Source organism: Serratia sp. D1N4 (assembly GCF_054552755.1).
The window spans coordinates 1,494,846-1,518,605 of the sequence record NZ_CM137274.1; the positions used below are offsets into that span (position 1 = coordinate 1,494,846).

21 protein-coding genes are annotated in these 23,760 nt (G+C 54.0%); 9 read left to right on the forward strand and 12 right to left on the reverse strand.

Features of this window, described 5'->3' with window-relative positions; translation table 11 throughout:
• The first annotated feature begins 326 nt into the window (after window positions 1-326).
• Window positions 327-2,561, forward strand: coding sequence for a sensor domain-containing phosphodiesterase (locus ACX1CU_RS06425; RefSeq protein ID WP_459401764.1), 2,235 nt, complete (start codon window positions 327-329; stop codon window positions 2,559-2,561).
• A 45-nt stretch (window positions 2,562-2,606) separates the two neighbouring features.
• Here the strand turns inward: ACX1CU_RS06425 and ACX1CU_RS06430 are convergent, their stop codons facing one another.
• The 4 genes from ACX1CU_RS06430 to ppk1 form a co-directional block, all read right to left on the reverse strand.
• On the reverse strand, window positions 2,607-3,323 hold the full coding sequence (locus ACX1CU_RS06430; protein WP_459401765.1) for an AraC family transcriptional regulator: 717 nt from the start codon (window positions 3,321-3,323) through the stop codon (window positions 2,607-2,609).
• A 126-nt stretch (window positions 3,324-3,449) separates the two neighbouring features.
• Window positions 3,450-3,782, reverse strand: a complete 333-nt coding sequence (locus ACX1CU_RS06435) for a DUF6506 family protein (protein WP_459401766.1) — start codon at window positions 3,780-3,782, stop codon at window positions 3,450-3,452.
• Window positions 3,783-3,861: 79 nt separating this feature from the next.
• Entirely contained in the window at window positions 3,862-5,412 is a 1,551-nt protein-coding gene (gene ppx / locus ACX1CU_RS06440) for an exopolyphosphatase (RefSeq protein ID WP_459401767.1), read from the reverse strand.
• A gap of 10 nt (window positions 5,413-5,422) precedes the next feature.
• On the reverse strand, window positions 5,423-7,486 hold the full coding sequence (ppk1, locus tag ACX1CU_RS06445) for a polyphosphate kinase 1 (protein ID WP_459401768.1): 2,064 nt from the start codon (window positions 7,484-7,486) through the stop codon (window positions 5,423-5,425).
• A gap of 257 nt (window positions 7,487-7,743) precedes the next feature.
• Between ppk1 and ACX1CU_RS06450 the strand changes: the two genes are divergently transcribed.
• Genes ACX1CU_RS06450 through pstB form a run of 3 tightly spaced genes read left to right on the forward strand, consistent with a single transcriptional unit; the run spans window position 7,744 to window position 12,426 of the window.
• Window positions 7,744-9,918, forward strand: coding sequence for an ABC transporter permease subunit (locus tag ACX1CU_RS06450; RefSeq protein WP_459401769.1), 2,175 nt, complete (start codon window positions 7,744-7,746; stop codon window positions 9,916-9,918).
• A complete protein-coding gene (gene pstA, locus ACX1CU_RS06455; protein ID WP_459401770.1) occupies window positions 9,915-11,567 on the forward strand; it encodes a phosphate ABC transporter permease PstA in 1,653 nt (550 codons plus the stop codon). Before ACX1CU_RS06450 ends, pstA begins: the two co-directional genes overlap by 4 nt.
• Window positions 11,568-11,613: 46 nt before the next feature.
• Window positions 11,614-12,426: a phosphate ABC transporter ATP-binding protein PstB gene (gene pstB / locus ACX1CU_RS06460; RefSeq protein WP_459401771.1), complete on the forward strand. Its 813-nt coding sequence runs from the start codon at window positions 11,614-11,616 to the stop codon at window positions 12,424-12,426.
• Between the two features lie 8 nt (window positions 12,427-12,434).
• On the opposite strand, the gene ACX1CU_RS06465 is transcribed toward pstB, so the two are convergent.
• On the reverse strand, window positions 12,435-12,995 hold the full coding sequence (locus ACX1CU_RS06465; protein ID WP_459401772.1) for a bactofilin family protein: 561 nt from the start codon (window positions 12,993-12,995) through the stop codon (window positions 12,435-12,437).
• 487 nt (window positions 12,996-13,482) lie between these two features.
• On the opposite strand from ACX1CU_RS06465, the gene ACX1CU_RS06470 reads away from it, so the two are divergent.
• Window positions 13,483-13,989 (forward strand): DUF1993 domain-containing protein, encoded by a 507-nt coding sequence (locus tag ACX1CU_RS06470; RefSeq protein WP_459401773.1) that lies wholly within the window; start codon window positions 13,483-13,485, stop codon window positions 13,987-13,989.
• 40 nt (window positions 13,990-14,029) lie between these two features.
• On the opposite strand, the gene speG is transcribed toward ACX1CU_RS06470, so the two are convergent.
• From speG to purM, 3 genes are all read right to left on the reverse strand, one after another.
• Window positions 14,030-14,575 (reverse strand): spermidine N1-acetyltransferase, encoded by a 546-nt coding sequence (speG, locus tag ACX1CU_RS06475; protein WP_459401774.1) that lies wholly within the window; start codon window positions 14,573-14,575, stop codon window positions 14,030-14,032.
• A gap of 114 nt (window positions 14,576-14,689) precedes the next feature.
• Entirely contained in the window at window positions 14,690-15,328 is a 639-nt protein-coding gene (gene purN / locus ACX1CU_RS06480) for a phosphoribosylglycinamide formyltransferase (protein WP_459402735.1), read from the reverse strand.
• Entirely contained in the window at window positions 15,328-16,365 is a 1,038-nt protein-coding gene (gene purM / locus ACX1CU_RS06485; RefSeq protein WP_459401775.1) for a phosphoribosylformylglycinamidine cyclo-ligase, read from the reverse strand. The genes purN and purM overlap by 1 nt, the downstream gene beginning before the upstream one ends.
• Before the next feature lie 342 nt (window positions 16,366-16,707).
• Here purM and upp point away from each other — a divergent pair, with 342 nt between their 5' ends.
• Window positions 16,708-17,334: a uracil phosphoribosyltransferase gene (gene upp, locus ACX1CU_RS06490; protein ID WP_459402736.1), complete on the forward strand. Its 627-nt coding sequence runs from the start codon at window positions 16,708-16,710 to the stop codon at window positions 17,332-17,334.
• A gap of 203 nt (window positions 17,335-17,537) precedes the next feature.
• Window positions 17,538-18,827 (forward strand): uracil permease, encoded by a 1,290-nt coding sequence (gene uraA / locus ACX1CU_RS06495; RefSeq protein ID WP_459401776.1) that lies wholly within the window; start codon window positions 17,538-17,540, stop codon window positions 18,825-18,827.
• 55 nt (window positions 18,828-18,882) lie between these two features.
• Here the strand turns inward: uraA and ACX1CU_RS06500 are convergent, their stop codons facing one another.
• Window positions 18,883-19,098 (reverse strand): hypothetical protein, encoded by a 216-nt coding sequence (locus ACX1CU_RS06500; RefSeq protein WP_459401777.1) that lies wholly within the window; start codon window positions 19,096-19,098, stop codon window positions 18,883-18,885.
• Window positions 19,099-19,293: 195 nt separating this feature from the next.
• Here ACX1CU_RS06500 and hda point away from each other — a divergent pair, with 195 nt between their 5' ends.
• On the forward strand, window positions 19,294-19,995 hold the full coding sequence (gene hda, locus ACX1CU_RS06505) for a DnaA inactivator Hda (RefSeq protein WP_459402737.1): 702 nt from the start codon (window positions 19,294-19,296) through the stop codon (window positions 19,993-19,995).
• 13 nt (window positions 19,996-20,008) lie between these two features.
• Here hda and arsC read toward each other — a convergent pair whose 3' ends face one another.
• Both arsC and bepA read right to left on the reverse strand, forming a co-directional pair.
• Window positions 20,009-20,362 carry an arsenate reductase (glutaredoxin) gene (gene arsC / locus ACX1CU_RS06510; RefSeq protein ID WP_459401778.1) on the reverse strand — a complete coding sequence of 118 codons (354 nt, stop codon included), beginning with the start codon at window positions 20,360-20,362 and terminating at the stop codon, window positions 20,009-20,011.
• Between the two features lie 21 nt (window positions 20,363-20,383).
• Window positions 20,384-21,853: a beta-barrel assembly-enhancing protease gene (gene bepA / locus ACX1CU_RS06515; RefSeq protein ID WP_459401779.1), complete on the reverse strand. Its 1,470-nt coding sequence runs from the start codon at window positions 21,851-21,853 to the stop codon at window positions 20,384-20,386.
• 314 nt (window positions 21,854-22,167) lie between these two features.
• Here bepA and ACX1CU_RS06520 point away from each other — a divergent pair, with 314 nt between their 5' ends.
• The gene (locus ACX1CU_RS06520; RefSeq protein ID WP_459401780.1) at window positions 22,168-23,244 is read left to right on the forward strand and encodes an AI-2E family transporter; all 1,077 of its coding nucleotides are present in this window, start codon (window positions 22,168-22,170) and stop codon (window positions 23,242-23,244) included.
• A gap of 51 nt (window positions 23,245-23,295) precedes the next feature.
• On the opposite strand, the gene bcp is transcribed toward ACX1CU_RS06520, so the two are convergent.
• Window positions 23,296-23,760 (reverse strand): thioredoxin-dependent thiol peroxidase, encoded by a 465-nt coding sequence (gene bcp / locus ACX1CU_RS06525; RefSeq protein WP_459401781.1) that lies wholly within the window; start codon window positions 23,758-23,760, stop codon window positions 23,296-23,298.

Consider the following 23,760-nt stretch of genomic DNA (forward strand, 5'->3'; position numbering starts at 1 on the left):
GATGTCTATTTATTTCCATTTCATTGAATCGCGCATTTAGGTCTTGTTGAGATGTTGTTTGATTTTTTGTTGAGTATTAATAGGTTATTATCAGCAGGATAAAGCGCTTTACGAATTTTCATTAGCTTTTTCTCTATTAATTGATTGTGGTCAAATTTTGAGCTACCGCAGTGAATAGAATACACAACCATTCTTGATGCTGAATCATGGTGTCTCAGTTCTGCTTATGAATGGTTCCGGAGTTGGATCGGATCTAACTCTTCTCTGCAATTTAAATTATGCTTAAGCGGTGAAATGAGTCACGCATTGGCGGATACAGTGTCTTGATGGGTATTTTGAAATTCTGGATTAAGTTACGCGATCATTGGTGGGGGCAGCCTATTGTGCTGAGCCTGCTGGTATTGCCGGTTGCCGGCTGGTTATCGCCGCGTCTTATGCTGCCTGAAGGTAAGGTCTATCTGATCTATTTACCTTTGGCGGCCTGCTTTTCTTTGCTGATGGTCTATGACTGGCGCGCCCTGCCAGGAATTGGTCTGGCGATTCTTATTCGCTATTCCGATCGCGCTGGGGCTGATATCACGGTGATCATGACCCTGTTCTATCTGGTGTGCCTGAGCATTTGCTGGTGGGGCTATCGTTGCCTGTCTCAGCGCCGCTGGTGTGCGGGGTTCTCGGAACTGAAGCTCGGCAAGCATCGGCTTATCTGGCTGGTGATGATGCCCTCGGCGCTATTTATCTTCGGTCTGAAGTTAATCATCGGTCTCGATCTATTGCCTGATGAGCTCGGTATGATGCCGGGCAATGGTATCAATCTGCATACGCTGGTCAATTTTCAGGCGGTACTGATCGGTTGCCTCTCGTCCATGCAATTGTTCTATTTTGTCTTGCGGATCATTAAAAACCCCCGATTTGCCAAGGTGCTGTGGGGGCGTATCTGCCGGCAGATCGCGCCGGGAGTGAAAAAAGGTGAACTGCAACTGTGGTTTGCGGTGTTGAGCATACTGGTATTTATTCTGGCTTATCACACGGCAGACACGAATTTCTTGCAGGTGCCAGATTACAGCCTGACATTGCTGTTGCCCGTGATGTTGTACAGCGCCATGCGTTTTGGCTACCAGTTTAATGGCATTATCTGGGCCGCGACCCTGATAGTGCTGTTCTTTAACTATCCAGGTTATGTGCAGTGGACCAATCTGTTACACAACCTGACGATGATCTCTTCAATGATGTTGGCGTTTACGCTCAGTATTCTGCTGACGTCGGCGATACATACCCGCCAGCGGATGGATCACGCCAAAGCGCAGAGTGCTTCGCTGAAGGATCCGGTGATCGGTTTGCCCAACCTGCGGGCACTGAAGCGCGATTTAGCGAAAACACCGCGCTCCACCCTCTGCTTTTTGCGTATCTCTGAGCTGGACCTGCTCAGCCGTAACTACGGTATGCAATTGCGCATCCGCTTCAAGCAGAAGTTGGCCGGCACGTTGCGCACGGTATTGGAAGAGGACGAGGACGTCTATCATCTGCCGGGATACGATCTGGTGCTGCGGCTGAACGGCTCTAACGCTGAAGCCAAGGTAGCCACCATCCAGAGTACGTTGGAGAAATTCCGCCTGGTGTGGAATGGTCTGCCGATTCATCCACCTCTGGGTATCAGCTATTGCGGCGTGTACTCGGAAGTGGCGCATTTGCATTTGCTGCTGGGGGAGTTGAGCTCGCTGGCGGAAATGTCACTGACCAGCGGCCGGGCGGAGAACGTGCAGAACGATCACCATGTCGCGCAGGAGGAGATCAAACGCAAGGTCGCCTTGCTGCACTGGGTGCAGCGTTCACTGGATAACGACAGCTTTGTGCTGATGGCACAGCCGATTGTTGGCGTGCGTGGCGATACTTATCACGAGATTTTGCTGCGGATGTTGGATGACGACGACAGCATTGTGCCTCCGAGTGAGTTTATGCCGGTGATCCATGAGTTTGGTCTGGCCTATCAGTTGGATTTGTGGGTGCTGCGCCATACGCTGGAGTTTATGGAGCAGAACCGGGAAGCTATGCCCAGCGCGCGTTTTGCCGTGAATCTTTCCCCCTCTTCGCTGTGCCGCCCGAGCCTGTGTCAGGACGTACGCGATGCGCTGCAACAATACCAGATTGAGCCTTATCAACTGGTGCTGGAAGTGACGGAGTCTCATCTGGTACAGGATGTTAAATATGCCAAAAACTCGTTGCAAGAGCTGCGCCAACTGGGATGCCGCATTGCATTGGATGATTTTGGTACTGGCTACGCCACCTACGATCGCCTGAAAGAGCTGCATGTGGATACGCTGAAGATCGACGGCAGCTTTGTGCGCGGTATGCTGACCAATAAGGTGGATTACCAGATTATTTCGTCAATCTGCAAAGTCGCGCTGATGCAGCGGTTATCGATTGTGGCGGAATATGTAGAAACAGCGGAACAGCGTGATGTGCTGAAAAGCCTGGGTGTGGATTATATGCAGGGCTATTTCATCGGTAAGCCACAGTTGCTGACGTCGTTGGTGCAGCCGGAAGAAAGCGAAGAAAAGCATTGAAGATAGGGGAGCTTCGCTCTGGCAACAGAGGGCGTTTTCCCTTGATTATAGTGGTTCGAGATTGGCGCTGTTTTCAGGGGAAATATAATAATTTAATCCTTTATATTGCTCTGTGAATAGCTGACCGGGCGTTAATCCTGAGTAGAATCGGCAGGTTTTGATGAAATGGGGCTGGTCGGTATAGCCATAAGTCAACGCACTGTCCAGAACGTCCTGACCGCTTAATATACGGCGCAGGGTGTGCTGAAAACGCGCAGTGCGGCAAAAATAACGGGCATCAACGCCAATAAAGTGACGAATACGCCGTTCCATGGTGCGCGGACTCAGCGCAAGCTGTTCGCGTACCAGGGATAAAGCCCCACCGTAGTAAAGAAGGTTAGCCGCCTGGGCCATGTGAGGAACAGTGGTAAGGTGTTGATCCAGCATACCAATCAACCAGGATTCTAATCGGTTAACTTGTAGCTGGAATGGTATTTCTGACAGCGCAGGAAAGGGATATTTTAAAGTCATATCGCGTAGCGATACTGGCCTATCACCCAGTTCTTCAAGCGAGAGATTAAACAACGGGAAACTGGTACCACAGCGCAAACGGGCGGAGACAAATTTTATCGTGGACTCTGTGGTTAATGGTGAAAGCCGAATTCTTGTCCTGCGCGGGCTGAACAGAAATGCATCACCGGTATTAATCATCTGAGTGCCGGTGATAATGCTGCCGTCCAAAGGAATCAGCTCTACCAGCAGAGCCTCTCCCAGATTAAACATCAGTTCCCCGCCGGTGCCCGGCAATAACTCAGGTAACGCTATGCTGGCAGGCAGATGCCAATACCAGTAATGCGCTACCCAAGGGGATAGCGCATGAGATGGAGCTGCGATATGTTGCCGTATCATTCAGGAGCACGCTGGCGCGCGGCCATCATTCAGATTGTCCCCGCTTTGAAAGCCTAACAGCGGGTGAGCATCAAAACGTACTACGCCCACCTGCATTCGGCCAGCAACGGCTTCAACCATCCGGGAGACACCCAGATGACCAAACCCGGCGCAGAGTTCAATAGTTCTGATCCCCTCTTCATACAAGCCATCAACAATATCGCATCCTTGCTGATAATGACTGACGGCCACGGTTTTAACATGCACACGTTGAGTTTTAACCCATGCGGCACCAGTTTCTGCACTGGCATCTGGGGTAACAAAGATAAAAGCCGCTTTTACAATATCAGTCATTAGTTTTTCTCCGGTTTGTGATGACCGGAGAATCATACCGCTGGCCTTGTTTAATGGATTGTACCGCGCCGACATGCCCTCACGCCGAACGCTGTTCGCTCTGCTCGCCTTCCTCTTCGATCATCAGCTTCCAGCCCACCACGTCATTCCAGTAAGCCTGTTCACGTTCAAAATCCAGTTGCACCAGGTTGTTCTGTGCCAGATAACCGGCCGGGAAGCGCAGCGTCCAGTGGTTGTCGTCGGTCACCAGGCGCAGCGTTTCTGGCGTGGTGGTGGATTGACGCTGATTGTTGAGCAGCGTGCTCAAACGCAGTAGCTGGATCAGCGGCAGATAGTATTTTTTCTTGAACAGATTCAAACGTGGCAACTCTTCAAGCTTGATCGCTTTGCGGTGGAAGCGCACCAACGCGGCTAATAGCCACTGTTGTTCCTGGTTGAAGCCGGGCAGGTTGGTATTTTGCAGGATATAGGCGGAATGACGATGCATACCGCTGTGGTTGATGCTCAGCCCAACCTCATGCAGCATGGCGGCCCATCTCAGCAGGGCTTCCAGCTGCGGCTGCACCAGCTTGGTGTTTTGCGCCATCCATTGGGCGTACAGCAGCTCTGTGGTGTCCAGCACGCGTTTAGCCTGCTCACGATCGATGTTGTAATGATCCGCCAGGCTGGTGGCCGTGCGGCTGCGGATATCCTGATGGCGGAAGCGGCCTTCCATCTCATACAGCACGCCTTCACGCAGCGCACCGTCGGAAAGACGCAGATCGCGGATGGCCAGCGCATCGAACACGCCGCACAGAATGGCCAGCCCCGGCACGAATACCGATTGGCGATCTTCCGCCAGCCCCGGCAGGCTCAAAGCGCTGAAGTTTTTAAACTGCAAAACCTGCTCTGCCAGCATCTCCAGGCGATCCAGCGTGATCAGGCCGTCTTTTTCGCCCATCGCCACCAGCACTTCATGGGCCGCTTTGATGGTACCGGAGGCACCCAGCGCGTATTGCCAGCCTTGAATACGGTATTGCCAGGCTAAGGTCTCCAGCTTTTGCGCTGCGGCCAGTCGTGCCCGCTTGAAGTTGGTTTTACTGATTTCCCCTTCAGGGAAAAACTGCTGCGCGAAGCTGACACACCCCATACGGCGGCTTTCTGCCAGCAGAGGTTCAAAATCTTCGCCAATTACCAGTTCGGTGGAACCACCGCCGATGTCGATCACCAGTTTACGGCCTTTTTCCGGCTGGGTATGTTCCACGCCCATAAAGATCAAACGCGCTTCTTCCTGGCCTGAAATAATCTCGATCGGATAAGGGATCACCTTGGCTGCTCGTTTCAAGAACACTTCCGCATTTACCGCCTGACGCAAAGTATGTGTCCCAACGATGGTGACGTTATCGGCCGGGAACCCTTGCAGCCGTTCGGCAAACAGCGCCAGACAGGCCAGGCCGCGCTCGATGGCCTCTTCGCTGAGCACATTGTTACTGTCCAATCCATCGGCGAGGTGTACCCGCTGCTTTAAACGGCCTAATACCTGTAAGGCGCCGTTCACGACGCGAGCGATCACCATGTGGAAGCTGTTCGATCCAAGATCGATAGCAGCGATTTCCTGCGGTTTGTTGGCTGTAGTGCTTTTTAGCGGCATAGTTGCTGGCCTACTTTCCTGGTTGTTCCAGAGCTTTTAAATACTCATAAATAGCCACCTGCGCGCGCACCTTGCGGCGGTTGCCGCGGGGTACGTACTGGTTGCTGAGTTCTTTGTCGATATAACGGGCTTTGACCGTATCGCTGAACAGGATCTCCAGAATATCCAGAACGCGCTGTTTCAGCACCGGATCCAGCAGCGATACCGCCACTTCGATGCGGTAATCTATATTTCGGGTCATCCAATCGGCTGATGAGAGATAAACCCGTTTGTCACCTTTGTTGTCGAAAACGTAGACCCGGTCGTGTTCCAGATAGCGGTCCACGATGCTGATCACCTGGATATTGTCACTGATCCCCGGCAGGTTGGGGATCAACGAACACATGCCGCGTACCAACAGGCGGATCTTCACTCCGGCTGCGGCAGCGGTATATAACCGATCCACCAGCCCCTTATCCACCAAATTATTCACTTTCAACATAATACCGGCGTTTTCTCCGGCTTGGGCGTTGACGATTTCGCGATCGATCAGTTCATACAGCATCCGGCGGGAGTTCTGTGGTGACACCATCAGATTATCGAAGGTGACCGGCCGGTATGGGTTTTCAATGAAGTTGAAGACCCGACGAACTTCGTTGGTGATACGCGAGTCGGCGGTCAGCAGCGAGTAGTCGGTATAAATGCGGGCGGTTTTCTCGTTAAAGTTACCGGTGCCTATATGAGCATAGCGCACAATGTCATCGCCTTCACGGCGTGAGATCAGGAACAGTTTGGCGTGAATTTTCAGCCCCGGCGCAGAGAAGATGACGTGCACTCCGGCTTCCGTCAGCCGCTTGGCCCAATGGATGTTGGCTTCTTCGTCAAAGCGTGCCTGCAATTCGACCACCACGGTGACTTTTTTGCCGTTGTGCGCCGCATGGATCATCGACTCAATGATGCGCGAATCTTTTGCCACCCGATAAATGTTGATTTTGATCGCCAGCACGCTAGGGTCGAACGACGCCTGGCGCAGCAGCTCCAGCACATGCTCAAAGGTGTGGTACGGGTAGTACAGCAACACGTCTTGTTCGCGGATGGCGTCGAAGCCATTGCGGAATTTATCAAACCAGATATGGCGCAGGCGCGGCAGCGGACGGTTGACCAGATTGGCTTTGCCGACGTTAGGGAAACTGATGAAATCTTTGAAATTGTGGTAACGCCCCCCGGCGATCACCGAATCGTAGTTGGAAATCCCCAGCTTGTTGCGCAGTAATTCCACCATCTCATTCGGCATATCACGCTGATAAACGAAGCGCACCGGTTCGGCGGTCAGGCGCTGTTTCAGGCTCGACGACATCAGTTCCAGCAGGCTGGATTCCATCTCGGTGACCAGATCGTATTCCGCATCGCGCGTCATTTTCATCGAATAGGCGTTGAGGGTGTCGTAATCGAAGAAACCTTTGAAGATATCGTCCAGGCAGTAACGCAGAATATTGTCCAGCAGGATCATCGGTTTGCGGCGGCGCGGTGCTTCCGGCGGCAGGTTGACGAAGCGCGGCACCTTGTCGGACGGGATCTCCAGCAGCGCATAATCGATGCGCGTGCCGCGGATAATCTCCACCGCCAGATAGGTGTAATCATCTTTCAGGAACTGCACCAGATTGGTGTCGTGATTGATCAGAATCGGCGTGATGTGAGGCCGCAGGTGCTGTTTAAAATATTGCCGCAGCCAGATTTGCTGGTTTTCAGATACCTGGCGTTCGTTGATCAGGAAGATTTGATTGCGCGCCATTTCCAGCAGCAGATCGTTGTACAGACTGTCGAATTCCTGATCGGTTTTTAACACCTTGGCCTGAATTTTTTTCAGCAAATGGCGCGGCATACCACCCGAACCCTGTTCTTCGCTGATTAAGATGCGCCGTTTCAGTTCGGCAAAGCGGACTTTGTAGAACTCATCAAGGTTATTGGAGTAAATGCCTAGAAACCGCATGCGCTCAATCAGGGGATTGCTCTTATCTGCGGCTTCCTGCAATACGCGTTCATTAAAGGATAACCAGCTTAATTCTTTGTCGATGTAGAGCTTTTCCTGACCCATTGCCACTCCAGTTCAATTTTAGAAAAGGACTCGAGACACCGCCCAGTGTCTTATTCATTATTGCGAGAGAACAGCCGGAATGTCCAACATATCTACGGGCTTATCGGCCCCATTTTATACGGAAGCGGAAGACAATCCGCTCGGCCATGCGAAGAGATAACGCCCGGCATTTTTGTCATGCAAACGTCACAAAACTGACATAAGATGCCCGGTTATCTTAGGGTGCAAGCCAGCAAACGGAGCCGACAGCGAGAGACATGGCACAAACAAGGGTACATCAACATCCTCGCGATCGTTTGCGGGCACTCGTCGATCGTGGCGTGCAGGGCGCTGTCACCGCTACCGGATTGCTGGTGCTGATGACGCTGATGCTGATTTTTGTCTATCTGCTGCTCTCGGTATTGCCGCTGTTCAAACCGGTTTCCATCGGGGCTGCACGCCCGTTGCCGATCGTCAACGCATCTCCTGCCTGGGTGATTGGCATGGATGTGCAGCAGCGCATCGGTTACCGCATTGACCAACAGGGCGAAGGCCGTTTTTATCAATTAGTGGCGCAAGGTGGTACCCGCGCTGGGCAAGCGTTAGCGCAACAAACCCTGCTGAGTAAACCGGTATTATTGGCGCGGGCGGTAGGTGAGCGCGATCTGTTTGCCTTGGCTCAGGCCGATGGCCGTTTGACGGTGGTCCAGGCTGATTTTGCTCCTACAGGCGGTGGCGAACCGCAATGGCGTTTCCCGTTGGGGCAGCAACCTGTGGCATTCGATCCGCAAGGGCAACCGTTGGCGCTGCTGGCGCTGGCCGAAGCGCGCGGGGGAACCACCCTGCTGGCGGCAGTCACCGACGATCATCGCTTATTGTTTGGCCGTTTCAACGCTTCAGCGCCCGTACAACTGACGCAACTGCAACTGAATGCTGCCGCGCAGCAACTGCTGTTGACGCCGGATGGCCGCCAACTCTATTTACTAAGCGGGAATCAGCTGGCCCGTTATCAGGTTGAAGGAACGCAGCTATCGTTGCGCGAGACGTTAACTCTTGGCGAACACCTGCCTTATGATCTGACGCTGTTACCCGGTGGCCACGCCCTGTTGATCCGCGCAGGGGACGGCAGCTTGCGTGAGTGGTTCGAGGTGGAAAAGGGTCAGCAGCGTCAACTGACGCCGATACAGCAATTTGAACACCGTGCGTTGCCCAATGAGCTGCTGGCTACTGAGCCCTATCGCCGGGTGTTTGCCGCATGGCAGCCGGGTGGTGCTTTTGCCCTGTTTTCCAGCATTCAGCCGCAGCCGTTGTTGAATACCACCTTGCCCGGCGATGTGCAGCAGATGGCATTCGCGCCGCGTGGCGATGGCCTGCTGCTTGAAACGGCCCAGGGTTGGCAACATTACGCCGTGGATAACCCTTATCCCGACGTCACCTGGCGCTCGCTGTGGCAGCGGGTGTGGTATGAAAATTACCCTGAGCCTGCTTACGTTTGGCAGTCCACCTCGGGGGAAGACAGCTATCAGGCCAAATTCAGCCTGATGCCGGTAATCTTCGGCACCTTCAAGGCGGCAGGCTATTCAATGCTGTTTGCCGTGCCGCTGGCCTTGGCCGGGGCGATTTATACCGCCTGCTTTATGTCGGCCGGGTTACGGCGCGTGGTGAAACCAGCGGTGGAAGTGATGGGCGCGTTGCCGACGGTGGTGATTGGGCTGGTGGCCGGTATCTGGTTGGCACCGCTGCTGGAGAATTATCTGCTGGCGATACTGGCTTTGCCGTTTTTGCTGGCGGTGGTGGTGCTGCTGTGTGGTTGGCTGGTAAATCAGTTTGCCCCGGGCCGCCTGGCTCCGGGGATGGATTTGCTGCTGTTGCTGCCGCTGGTGCTGTTGACCGTTTGGTTGGCGTTTGCCGCTGGACCATGGCTGGAGTTGCAACTGTTCGGTGAACCGCTGCATTACCGGCTGGGCGAGGGTTACGATCAGCGTAATGCGTTGGTAGTCGGCGTAGCGATGGGGTTTGCGTTGGTGCCGATTATTTTCTCGCTGGCGGAAGACGCCCTGTTCAGCGTACCCACTGTGCTCAGCCGGGGTTCGCTGGCATTGGGAGCCACCCAGTGGCAAACCGTGGTTGGCGTGGTGTTACCCTCTGCCAGCGCCGGCATATTTTCAGCCTTGATGATTGGTTTTGGCCGTGCGGTGGGGGAAACCATGATCGTCCTGATGGCCACCGGCAATACGCCGATCATTGATGGCAGCCTGTTCCAGGGCTTGCGTGCTCTGGCCGCCAACATCGCCATTGAAATGCCAGAGGCGGTGGTTGGCAGCAGCCATTATCGCGTACTGTTCCTTACTGCCCTGGTGCTGTTCATCTTTACCTTTATGTTTAACACCTTGGCCGAAGCCGTGCGTTTACGCCTGCGTGAGCGTTATACGCTGAATCAGGAGACGCCATGAGAAAGTGGATTAGCAGCGGCTCCCCCTGGATTTGGCTGACGGCCGCGTCGGTGGCGGTCAGCCTGTTGGCGCTGATCGGCATTTTGCTGCTGTTGGCCGGGCAGGGGATGCGCTATTTCTGGCCCAGCCCGGTTTACCAGTTTGAACTGAACCAAACTGCCGCAGGATCGGTGACGGTGCTCGGTGAGCTTTATCAGCAACAGACGCTCTCGCGCCGCCAATTACAGGACTCCGGAGTTGCACTGCCTGCGGGCGAGGCGCCAAGCTTCACCCGTTATCTGATCAAGGTGGGCAACCGTGAAATTGAAGGGCAGGATTTCCGTACCTTGCTGGCCAGCGATGTGCGCCTGCAAACCACACCGCCTGATGTGCTGGTGCTGGAGCGCAATACTAATGGAACTGCCTACGGCTATCTGGCCGGGATGCTGGAGGACGACCAACCGTTGACCGGGCGCGATCTCGGCCAGGCATTGCAACAGCGCCTACCGCAGATTGCCGCGCTTTCCCGTCAGGCGCACGAGATTCAGTTCCGCGACATGGCGCGTATCAATCAGCAATTTGAAAGCCTGCGTCTGCGCGAGAAAAACCTGCTGCATGATCATCAGTTGGATGAACGTTTGCAGGCATCGGTCCGTGCCGAAAGGCTGGAATTACAGCGCCAGTACCGGCAACTGGCCGACAAGTTGCAGGGGCTGAATCACGATCTGGAGCGTTCAGCCTTATTGTTACGCGACATGCATGGGCAAATTCATACCATTCCGCTGAGCCAGGTGCGTGATGCCTGGTATCCGAATGCGATGAGCAGTGGGCAGAAACTGGCGCACTGGGCCGATCAGGTACAAAAATTTCTCACCGATAGCCCGCGCGAGGCCAACACCGAAGGGGGCGTGTTCCCGGCGATTTTTGGCACCGTGTTGATGGTGATCCTGATGTCGATCGTGGTGATGCCGTTTGGCGTCATTGCCGCGCTCTACCTGCATGAATATGCGGGTAATAATCTTCTGACGCGCCTGATCCGCATTTCTGTGGTCAACCTGGCCGGTGTTCCCTCGATCGTTTACGGCGTATTTGGCCTTGGCTTTTTCGTGTATATGATCGGCGGCACCCTCGACCAGCTGTTTTACCCGGCATCGTTGCCGAATCCGACGTTTGGCACGCCCGGCGTGCTGTGGGCGGCGCTGACGTTGGCGCTGCTGACGTTACCGGTGGTGATCGTGGCCACCGAAGAAGGGCTGTCACGTATTCCCGCCACGCTGCGTCAGGGATCGCTGGCACTGGGCGCGACCCGGGCGGAAACGCTGTGGCACATCGTGTTGCCGATGGCGGCACCGGCGATGATGACCGGTTTGATCCTGGCCGTGGCGCGTGCCGCAGGGGAAACGGCGCCGTTGATGCTGGTGGGGGTGGTGAAGTCGGTGCCGGTGTTGCCGGTGGATGATATTTTCCCGTATCTGCATTTGGAGCGGAAGTTCATGCACCTTAGCTTCCAGATCTACGACATGGCATTTCAGAGCCCCAGCGTAGAGGCGGCGAGGCCGCTGGTGTTCGCAACGGCGTTGCTGCTGGTATTAATTGTGGTGGGGCTTAATCTGGCGGCGATGGGTATTCGCCACTCGCTGAGGGAGCGGTATAAAACATGGTCACAATAATCTGTTGCCGCAGAGTGAAGAAAGGCGACGCTTTGGGGAATGCACAATGGGTTTGATGATGCCAGACAGCTTACCGCGGCTGGATGTTCAACATCTTGCGGATGAAGATACCGCACTGGCGGTCGACGGCCTGAATCTGTTTTACGCAACCAAGCAGGTGCTACACGATGTTTCCCTGCGTATTCCGAAACACCGGGTCACGGCGCTGATTGGGCCTTCCGGCTGTGGGAAATCAACGCTGTTGCGCTGTTTTAACCGCATGAACGATCTGGTGGACGATTGCCGTATCGAGGGCGAATTGCGGCTCAACGGCGAAATCATTTCGGGCCCACAGGTTGAGGTGGCTGCGCTGCGGCGGCGCGTTGGGATGGTGTTTCAACGGCCAAATCCGTTCCCGAAATCCATCTACGAGAACGTGGTTTACGGCCTGCGGCTGCAAGGGATCCGCGAGCGGCGGATTCTGGACGAAGCGGTAGAGCGATCCCTGCGGGCGGCGGCATTGTGGCACGAGGTGAAAGATCGCCTGCGTGAGAACGCGTTCCGTTTGTCCAGCGGCCAGCAACAGCGCCTGGTGATTGCCCGTGCGATTGCGATTGAGCCGGAAGTGCTGCTGCTGGATGAACCGACCTCGGCGCTGGATCCGATTTCCACGCTAACCATCGAAGAGCTGATTTCTGCCCTGAAGCAGCGCTACAGCGTGGTACTGGTGACGCACAATATGCAGCAGGCAGCGCGGGTTTCGGACTATACGGCATTTATCCACCAGGGGCGATTGGTGGAATATAACCATACCGATAGTCTTTTCACCTCACCGCGCCAGCGCCGTACTGAGGATTACATCACTGGCCGGTATGGTTGATGGCAGTTTTATTTGGCTTGCTTGTTTGATGGTTCTGGCTGGTTTTCGGGTTCAGCGGAGCTAAGCACGGTTTTCAACGGTGTGACTTTGGTCTGAACCGGAGGCTGCGCCTTCTGCATCAGCTGTGACTGGCCGATAAACACGCCGCCTTTCTCGATCGAGATTTCGTCGGCAAAAATATCGCCGCGCATGCTGCCTTTGGGCTGAATCGACAGCGAGTCGGCGTAGCAACGGCCTTCAACCGAACCGTTAATCATGATCTGCTGCGCGCGGATTTCACCTTTCACATTGCCGCTGTTCTCAATGCGCACCATGTGCATACAGATGATGTTCCCTTCCACCTTGCCTTCGATAATGATATTGCCGTCACCTTCGATAACGCCAGTGAACTGAGCACCATTAGAGACAAAGGTGTCTTTTTTAGCGCGGATCGGTTTGATGGCATCAGCAACATCATTTTGCGCCGTGGATTCAGATTGCATCATCGCCTGTGATGCCGCAGGTTGGTCAATCACCTCTGGTGCAGTTGACTCACTGATAGATTTTTTCTGTTTATTGAATGACAACATTTTATTCATCCTTGGGATTTTGTAGATAAACGCAAGAGTTACTAACAGCAGAACGACCAGAGCCGTGAGCAGCGTTCGATTTAAGTAAGTGCCACTGGTGCCGATCTCAGTCAGCCAAAGCATGATGAGCAATGCCCATAATACCCATACACACCATAATAAGTTGTATTTACGCATGTTTTTCAGGCCGGTTGAATTCCATTAGCAGCGGAGGGCGGGGAGTTGTGTTGCCTGTCCGCTGCCACTGTTTCTATAGGGGGCTATCCGTAGTGGTAGGAATGATACCTAACAATGGGCATTAAATCATCATTCGGTTTATTAATCAGAATTTGTAAGAACGTGCATTTTCAATTTTAATTTAAATAAAAATTTGATTTTTATAGTTATTTATCTGGTTGGCATAAATCGCTAAACAATTCGGCAACATTGAGTCGGCGGAAAGCGTAAGATTCGTGCAGGAAATTCGTCGCTAAACTCAGGAGGTTTTATGTCATTGTCGATTTATGCCCATTCCCCTGCACAGTTCGTCCGTGGTTTGCAGAATCTGTCGTCTTTATTAAAGAAGGGCGAACAGTTTCTGCAAGAAAAACAGTTGGCTGAAAGCACGCTGTTAGACGCGCGACTGGCAGCGGATATGTTCCCTCTGCTGCGGCAGGTGCAAATCACCAGCGATACCGCGAAAGGTGCCGTTGCCAGACTAAGTGGGCAGGAAGTGCCAGCAATGCCGGATAACGAGGCGAGCTTTGCCGAGTTGCACCAGCGTATCGAGAAAACCATTGCCTATCTGCAACGTTTCCAGCCGGATGATTTTGCCGACGCTGACGGGCGCACCATCACATTGCAGAGCAAATCGCGGGAGTTCAGCTTCACCGCGGAAGGATATCTGCTGACTTTTGCTATCCCCAATTTTTATTTCCATCTAACCACGGCTTACGCCATCCTGCGTCACCACGGGGTTGAGCTGGGCAAAATGGACTATCTGGGTACAGTCTGATCTTGTGACCACCGGGGAGGTGTAGCTCCCCGGTATGTGCTTATTTTAGCGGTGCTGGCGGCGTTTTGAACTTCGCCAGATACTGTGGCTGGAAGATACACATGCGCAGCACGGTGCGGTACTCGCCGTTAACGAAGAATTCATCGATCAACTCGCCTTCCACTTCGAACCCCAATTTGCTGTAAATGTGAATCGCTTTCGGGTTCTCTTTGTCGACGATCAGATACAGCTTGTAGAGATTCAGCACGGAAAAACCATAATCCATCGCCAGTTTGGCGGCGGTGCTGGCGTAGCCTTTGCCCTGATGGGCCGGATCGATGATGATCTGGAATTCGGCACGGCGGTGGATGTGATCGATCTCCACCAGTTCGACCAGGCCGACTTTGGCCCCTTCGTGTTCGATGATGAAGCGTCGTTCGCTCTGATCGTGAATGTGCTTATCGTACAGATCGGCCAGTTCGACAAAGGCCTCGTACGGCTCTTCAAACCAGTAGCGCATCACGCTGGCGTTATTATCCATCTGGTGAACGAATGCCAAATCGTCCCGTTCCAGTGGGCGTAATTTGACGCTGGTGGTGCTCGGCATACTCTATCCTCAACATGATAAATATGCGCAAAGTATAACGCCGGGTGTTGGATTAGGACGAAAAAAAACGGTGCCACCCAGGGCACCGTTTAGGCTGCATTCAGATTACAGGCGCTAGTCCGCCGCATATCCTTGCGCTGGTAAGCGTTCACCATCCAGCCAGGCTGCGTTATCACGCATTGCCAGCCGCCCGGCAACGAACCAACTCACCACCAGGGGATAAATGTGGTGTTCCTGAGTTTGCACACGTTCGATCACCTCATTTTCCTCGTCGCCGGGGAAGATGGGTACTTTGGCTTGCAGGATCACCGGGCCACCGTCGAGCTGTTCGGTGACGAAATGCACCGAAGTACCGTGCTCGCTATCGCCATTGTCAATCGCTTGCCGGTGGGTGTGCAGGCCGGGATATTTCGGCAGCAGCGAAGGGTGGATGTTCAGCATGCGCCCGGCATAGTGCTGGACGAATGCGTTGCTGAGAATGCGCATATAACCGGCCAGCACCACCAGATCGGGCTGGTACTGGTCAATGGCTGCGGCCAGTGCAGCGTCAAAAGCTTCACGGTCGGCAAAGGCTTTGGCATCGAGCGCGTGAGCGGCGATCCCGGCTTCTGCGGCGCGTTGCAGGCCATAGGCCTGGGCTTTGTTGCTGAATACCGCCACGATATTGGCGGCAATCCGGCCCTGCTGGCAGGCATCAATCAACGCCTGGAGATTCCCCCCCTGGCCGGAGACCAATACCACTATCTTTTTCATCACTGAATAATCACTTGTTGTTCGTCAGAAGAAGCGGTCAGTTTACCGATCTTCCAGGCTTTTTCACCGGCGGCGGTCAACAAAGCGATAGCTTCTTCAACCGCGTCTTCCGGCAGCGCAATCACCATACCTACGCCACAGTTAAAGGTGCGGTACATCTCATGGCGGCTGACGTTACCTGCCTGCTGCAACCAACTGAAGATTGCCGGCCACTGCCAGCTTGATTCATCAATCACCGCCTGCATGCCTTCTGGCAGCACGCGTGGGATATTTTCCCAGAAGCCGCCGCCGGTCAGGTGAGCAATGGCGTGAACCTCAACCTTGGCAATCAGATCCAGCACCGATTTGACATAAATCTTGGTCGGTGCCAGCAGATGATCCGCCAGTGATTGGCCTTCCAGTGTGGTTTGCGTAGGATCGGTATTGCTGACTTCGAGGATCTTGCGCACCAGCGAATAGCCGTTGGAGTGCGGGCCGGAAGCGCCCAATGCGATCAGCGCATCACCAGACTGCACTTTGCTGCCGTCGATAATCTCGGATTTTTCGACCACGCCGACGCAGAAACCGGCGACGTCGTAATCTTCACCGTTGTACATGCCGGGCATTTCGGCGGTTTCGCCACCCACCAGCGCACAGCCAGACTGTTTACAGCCTTCGGCGATGCCGGTGATCACGCTGGCCGCGGTGTCGACGTCCAGTTTGCCGGTTGCGTAATAATCCAGGAAGAATAGCGGTTCAGCACCCTGAACCACCAGGTCGTTCACACACATTGCAACCAGATCGATACCGATGGTGTCGTGGCGTTTCAGGTCCATCGCCAGACGCAGCTTGGTGCCCACGCCGTCGGTACCCGAAACCAGTATCGGTTCGCGGTATTTCTGCGGCAACGCACACAGGGCGCCAAACCCGCCCAGACCACCCATCACTTCCGGGCGGCGGGTCTGTTTAACTACACCTTTGATGCGGTCTACCAATGCGTTGCCAGCATCGATATCGACACCTGCGTCTTTATAGCTGAGAGAGGTTTTGTCGGTCACTGCGCGATCCCCACGACGGTTTGCGGTTTGAAAACTGTGCGTCCGGTGTTGGTTCCGGAACAAGGCGCGGCAATTCTAACAGCGCAAGCAAACGTTTGCGAGAGCCATATCGGCCCGCTTCCATTTTTCGTTTCATCTTTCCGCTGCCTTGGGCACTGCGGCATACCAGCGTTTGCGGATTCATGCACTTACCCTAAACCGTTGCCCGAGGTTTATTGGGTATATAATAATTATCAATCTTTTGTTGATCTCGATACGGCTATTGGTAGTGGCGCACGCGGGAAAAGGCGGTATAATCCCGCGATTTTTTTGGCCGTCAACCGCCTTAATAGGAGAATAATGATGAAGATCGTTGAGGTGAAACACCCGCTGGTTAAACACAAACTTGGTCTGATGCGCGAGCATGACATCAGCACCAAACGTTTTCGTGAACTGGCTTCTGAAGTGGGTAGTTTGTTGACCTATGAAGCGACCGCCGATCTGGTGACTGAAAAAGTGACCATCGAAGGCTGGTGCGGGCCGGTTGAAGTAGAGCAGATTAAAGGTAAAAAAATTACCGTGGTGCCGATCCTGCGTGCCGGGCTTGGCATGATGGAAGGGGTGCTGGAGCACGTACCCAGTGCGCGTATCAGCGTAGTGGGCGTGTACCGTGATGAAGAAACCCTGGAGCCGGTACCTTATTTCCAGAAACTGGTCTCCAACATTTCAGAGCGTATGGCGCTGGTGGTTGACCCGATGCTGGCGACCGGTGGTTCGATGATTGCGACTATCGATCTGCTGAAAAAGGCGGGCTGTACCAGCATCAAGGTGCTGGTGCTGGTTGCCGCTCCAGAAGGGATCAAAGCGCTGGAGAAAGCGCACCCGGATGTTGAACTGTATACCGCTTCCATCGATCAGTGCCTCAATGAGAAGGGCTACATCGTGCCTGGCCTGGGTGATGCCGGCGATAAGATATTTGGTACAAAATAACGTCGAGCCGACCAGAGAGTCGGCTTTTTTATGCTCGTCGTCTTTCAAGCTACAGCGTTGTTGGCGGCGGGCGCTAACCCCAGTCACTTATTAAACATAAGCTCCTGGGGATTATCGCCCTTGCCGCCTAGCTGTAACTTGAAATCCATAGAGCATTCATAATCAAGCCAACACAACTGATAATAGTTCAGAGGAAAAAATACATGACCCGTCGCGCCATCGGCGTTAATGAACGCCCGCCGCTGTTCCAGACCATCCCACTCAGCTTCCAGCATCTGTTCGCCATGTTTGGTGCGACCGTTTTGGTGCCGATACTGTTCAAGATCAACCCGGCAACGGTGCTGCTGTTCAACGGCATCGGTACGCTGCTGTATCTGTTTATCTGTAAAGGCAAGATCCCGGCGTATCTCGGCTCCAGCTTTGCGTTTATTTCACCGGTGCTGCTGCTGTTGCCGCTGGGTTATGAAGTGGCGCTCGGTGGTTTTATCATGTGCGGCCTGCTGTTTTGCCTGGTGGCCTTGATTGTGAAAAAAGCCGGAACCGGCTGGCTGGATGTGATCTTCCCGCCAGCGGCGATGGGGGCCATCGTGGCGGTGATCGGTTTGGAACTGGCGGGTGTGGCGGCCAATATGGCCGGGCTGCTGCCTGCCGAAGGCACCTCTGCTGATACCACCACGATTACGATTTCCCTGGTGACGCTGGGCGTGACCGTGCTCGGTTCGGTGCTGTTCCGTGGTTTCCTGGCCATCATTCCGATCCTGATCGGGGTGCTGGTGGGCTATGCGCTGTCGTTCGTTATGGGGGTGGTGGATCTGTCTCCGATCATCAATGCGCCATGGTTTGCGCTGCCAACCTTCTATACGCCGCGTTTTGAATGGTTCGCTATTTTCACCATTTTGCCTGCGGCATTGGTGGTGATTGCCGAACACGTTGGTCACCTGGTGGTGACGGCTAATATCGTCAAAAAAGATCTACTGCGCGATCCGGGTTTGCATCGCTCAATGTTTGCCAACGGTATCTCGACGGTGATCTCCGGCTTCTTCGGCTCAACGCCGAATACCACCTATGGTGAGAATATCGGCGTGATGGCGATTACCAAGGTGTATAGCACCTGGGTGATTGGCGGTGCGGCGATTCTGGCGATCCTGCTTTCCTGCGTGGGCAAGCTGGCGGCGGCGATCCAGGCGGTGCCGGTACCGGTGATGGGCGGTGTTTCCCTGCTGCTTTACGGCGTAATCGGTGCTTCGGGCATCCGTGTATTGATTGAATCCAAAGTGGATTACAACAAGGCACAGAACCTGATCCTGACCTCGGTGATCCTGATTATCGGGGTGAGCGGGGCCAAATTGCATATCGGCGCGGCAGAGCTGAAGGGCATGGCGCTGGCGACCATCGTCGGTATCGGCCTGAGCCTGCTGTTCAAGGTGATCAGCCTGTATCGCCGAGAAGAAGACGTGATTGACGTGCCGGAAGAACGGCGCGATCACAAATAACGCTTAACGTTGTGTTGTGGATTGGACAGGGCGGATTTATCCGCCCTGTTGGCGTTCAGGGGCTGACCGGTTTCTCTACCGGCTCGTTGGCACCGTCGGTTTCCTGCGGTTGATCGTCCATGCTGTTTTTGCTTTCTTCAGTTGATGCGCCATCTTTCATTTGCTCTGCATTGGCTTTATCTGAGGCAGAATTGGCCTTGGAGGCGTCATCGCAACCGACCAACAGCAAGCCAATAATCGAAGCCAGCAATACTTTGTTCCATGATTTCATTGTTTATTATCCTTGCCAGAATCTGAAGGGCACCGTCTAGAGTGAGTGAAGCCAAGTGCTTTGGGTATAGCAGTGATGTAGCATGATCGCCATCTCTGCTCACTATTGCGGCATAAAAACCTGCCGGTTCAACAGTTCGCGCTTTTTGTGATAGACTGGCTTTGTTTTCCTGCCAGTTTTGGTTGAGGTGCTTCCCTGAATACGCCGGCACAGCTTTCACTGCCACTTTATCTTCCCGATGATGAAACTTTTGCCAGTTTTTATCCGGGTGAGAACCCATCCCTATTAGCCGCGATCCAGTCTGCAATCCGTCAGGAACATGGTAGTTACATCTATTTCTGGTCACGCGAGGGCGGTGGGCGCAGCCATTTGCTGCATGCGGCCTGCGCTGAACTTTCGCAGCGTGACGAAGCCGTCGGCTATGTACCATTGGACAAACGGGCTTATTTCGTGCCGGAAGTGTTGGATGGCATGGAGCAACTGGCTTTGGTGTGCATCGATAATATCGAATGTATTGCCGGTGACGAAGAGTGGGAGATGGCGATTTTCAATCTCTATAACCGCATTCAGGAAACCGGGCGTACGCGTTTGTTTATTACCGGCGATCGTCCACCGCGCCAGTTGAATCTGCATTTGCCGGATCTGGCCTCCCGTCTGGATTGGGGGCAGATCTACAAGTTGCAACCGCTTTCTGATGAAGAGAAACTGCTGGCACTGCAATTGCGCGCCAAACTGCGTGGTTTTGAACTGCCGGAAGACGTGGGCCGGTTCCTGCTCAAGCGCCTGGATCGTGAAATGCGCACGCTGTTTATGACGCTAGATCAGCTCGATCGCGCGTCGATCACCGCGCAACGCAAGCTGACCATTCCGTTTGTGAAAGATATTCTCGGTTTGTAAGGGCCCGGTAGAATCAGAGGATCTCCAGCACTTGCTCCGGTGGCCGGCCAATGCGTGCTTGGCCGCCTTTTACCACGATTGGCCGTTCGATCAGTTTCGGGTTGGCTATCATCGCTTGTAACAGTTGCTCTTCGCTCAGGCTTTCATCCGCCAATTTCAATTCCTTATACAGATCCTCTTTCTGCCGCATCAGTTCACGTGCGGAACTGAAACCCAGTTCTTTCAGTAGCTTTTTCAGTTCATCTACCGACGGTGGGGTTTCCAGATACAGCACTACTTTGGGGGTAACGCCCTGCTGTTCCAGCAGTGCCAGCGTTTCGCGGCTCTTTGAGCAGCGTGGGTTGTGGTAGATAGTGACGTTTTTCATTGCAATCATTCCTTGGTCAAATTAGCTGCGCTGGAACTTGCTGAAGCTCTTCTGCAACTGGCGTAACTGGTCGATACGCGCATCATAACGAGCCTGTTTCAGGCTACCGAGTTTTTGCAAAGAGCTGGCATTGCTGAGCAAACCGATCGCCTGATCCAGGCGGCCTGCCAGCGCCAGGCTCTCTGCACGGGCTGAAAGCTCTTCATCACGCAGCCCTTGTGCCGCGCTGGCCTGCGCCAGCAAATCCCATCCGTTCGGGTCATCCGGGTGGGCAAAGGTAAAGCGGTTAAGAATTTTTGAAGCCTGCGCCGGTTGATTCCCCTCAACGTAGGCGTTTGCCAGGTTGAGCAGCAAAACAGGATTCTTACTTTGCTCAGCATTAACGGCCTGTAGGCGGGCGATGGCCTGTGGTGCTTTCTGCTGGCCAAGATCGATATCGGTCATCAGATCCAGTAGCCAGACGTTTTTCGGATCCTGCGTCAGCAGCGGCTGAAGGGTATTGCGGGCTTCATCGTATTTCTTCGCTTCGTAGAACAGGATCGCCCGGCCATATTTTGCCGCCAGTTGTTCCCGCACGTTGCCATTGCTGTAGTGATTCAGCACCTCTTCGGTTAGGCCATAGCCTTCCGAACTGTACATACCGAGGGTACGCACTCTGGCCAGCAGATACTCCTGGCTGGATTGAACGATCAGGCGCGGCATCTGGTTGGCACGGTTGCGGGCGTCGGAAAGGCGGCTGTCCGGCAGCGGGTGCGTCAGCAGCATTTCTGGTGGTTTAGACGCGTAACGCGATTGATCCGACAGTTTTTGCAGAAAATCCGGCATGGCTTCCGGATCGAACCCGGAACGCTGCAACACCTGAATGCCTATGCGGTCGGCTTCCTGTTCATTAGCCTGGGTGAAACTGATCACCCCTTGCTGAGCACCGGCCAGCGTGCCGCTCAGCGCCGCCATCCCCATGGTCGGGTTAGCCATGGCCAGCAGGACCGAGCCCAGCGCCCCGACCCAGGTGAGCGGGGCATTACGCTGTTGATCTTCCATGGCACGAGCCAGATGGCGCTGGGTGACGTGAGAGATTTCGTGTGCCAACACCGAGGCCAACTGGCTTTCGTTGTCGGTTTCGCGGAACAGTGCCGAGTGCAGTACCACGTTGCCACCGAAGAAAGCAAAGGCGTTTATTTCGTCGTTACGCACCAGAAAGAAGTGGAACGGCGTTTTTACCGAATAGGCATTCGCCACCAATCGGTTACCCAACTGGTTGATATACTGGGTCAATAATGGGTCATTAATCAAAGGGGCACTGGCGCGCAACTGACGCACGTAAAAATCACCCATCACCAATTCCTGGCCGATACTCAAGGTTCCGCCCGCGGTGGTCCCCATGTCTGGCAGTTGGTCCTGTGTTTCCGCATTTACCGGCGTCAGCGCAGAGGCGCAAAGTGTGCCGAACAACAGTACTGCTAACGCTGTTTTAGTTAACCGGGTGGTCATAGTCAGGAGTTTCCCTTAAATCAAAGTCATCACTAAGACGTCAGCATCACGTAAGAGTTCTTCTTGCATGCCAGACTCTCCAGTACAATCAGCGCGAAGGTGCATTGGCTCACAGAAATGCACTTTTTGCGCAGCGTGCGTCTGAATGGGCTAACGCCCTTTCATCATAGCCAGCCACCGCTCGCAATGAAACGTTTGCCTGGCGATAATCGGGCTGAAATTGTGTTAAAACAAATAACAATGTTATGCCTGCTGGGCCGCACAGGGAAAGGCGGAGGCACACTCTCATTGACGGAATTAAGGAGTAACCTCTGATGTTGGAGATGTTGTTACAGTGGTACCGCCGCCGTTTTACCGATCCGCAAGCCATCGCGCTGCTGGTGATTCTGGTTGCCGGGTTCTGCATTCTCTATTTTCTGCACGGTATTTTAGCCCCGTTATTGGTGGCAATTGTGCTGGCTTATTTACTGGAGTGGCCGACCGCACGCCTGCAACGCCTGGGCTGGTCACGCACCTGGGCGGCAAGCATGGTGCTGATTGTGTTTGGTGGCATTACTCTGCTACTGGCATTTGTCGTTGCCCCAACGGCCTGGAAACAGGGTATCAACCTGATGACCGATTTACCGGGCATGCTCAACCAGTTCTATAACTATGCGACCACCCTGCCCAAGCGTTATCCGGCATTGGTGGATGCGGGCATCATCGACATGATGGCAGAAAACCTGCGTAGCAGGCTGTCTGGCATGGGGGAATCGGTGGTCAAGTTTTCACTGGCGTCGCTGGTTGGGCTGCTGACGCTGGCGATCTACCTGATTCTGGTGCCGTTGATGGTATTTTTCCTGCTCAAAGATAAGGAGCAGATGCTCAACGCGGTGCGCCGCGTGTTGCCCCGCGATCGCGGGCTGGCAGGGCAGGTGTGGATCGAGATGAACCAGCAGATCACCAATTATATCCGCGGCAAAGTGCTGGAGATGGTGATTGTCGGCGTGACGACTTATCTGGTGTTCTTCATTCTGGATATGCGTTACTCGCTGCTGCTGGCGGTGCTGGTCGGTTTTTCCGTTTTGATCCCCTACATTGGCGCGGTGCTGGTGACGATCCCGGTGGTGGTGGTAGCGATGTTCCAGTGGGGCATCGGTGCCGATTTCTGGACGCTGGTAATCGCCTATCTGGTGGTTCAGGGGCTGGATGGCAACCTGCTGGTGCCGATTCTGTTCTCTGAGGCGGTCAACCTGCATCCGCTGGTGATCATCCTTTCAGTGGTGATCTTTGGCGGGCTGTGGGGCTTCTGGGGCGTATTCTTTGCCATTCCGCTGGCGACGCTGGTGAAAGCGGTCATTCATGCCTGGCCGGATGACATCTTGCTGGATGCGGGGGAAGAAGCGAAATAAGGCGGAAAAACAAAGCGCAGCGGGGTGCTGCGCTTTGAGATTAATCGATTATTACTGTTTCAGGTAATTGATAACGATGTCGTGATGATTGGTGGTCTTGAAATCATCAAACACTTTCTCAACCTTGCCGTTGGCATCGATCAGGAAGCTGATGCGGTGAATGCCATCATAGGTTTTCCCCATAAAGGTTTTTTCACCCCAGACGCCAAACTGCTGTGCGACCTGATGATCCTCATCCGATAGCAACGTGAAGTTGAGCAACTCTTTTTCGGCAAAACGTGACAGTTTCTCCGGTTTATCGGTGCTGATGCCAAGCACTTCGACACCTGCCTGTTTCAATTCGTCCATGTTATCCCGCAGGCCACAGGCTTGAACGGTACAGCCTGGCGTCATGGCTTTAGGATAAAAATAGACCAGAACTCGCTGTCCCTGGAAGTCGGCCAAATGAATTTCCTCACCATCTTGGTCGAGTAAACTAAATTTTGGCGCTGTATCACCGGCTTTCAATGGGCTCAT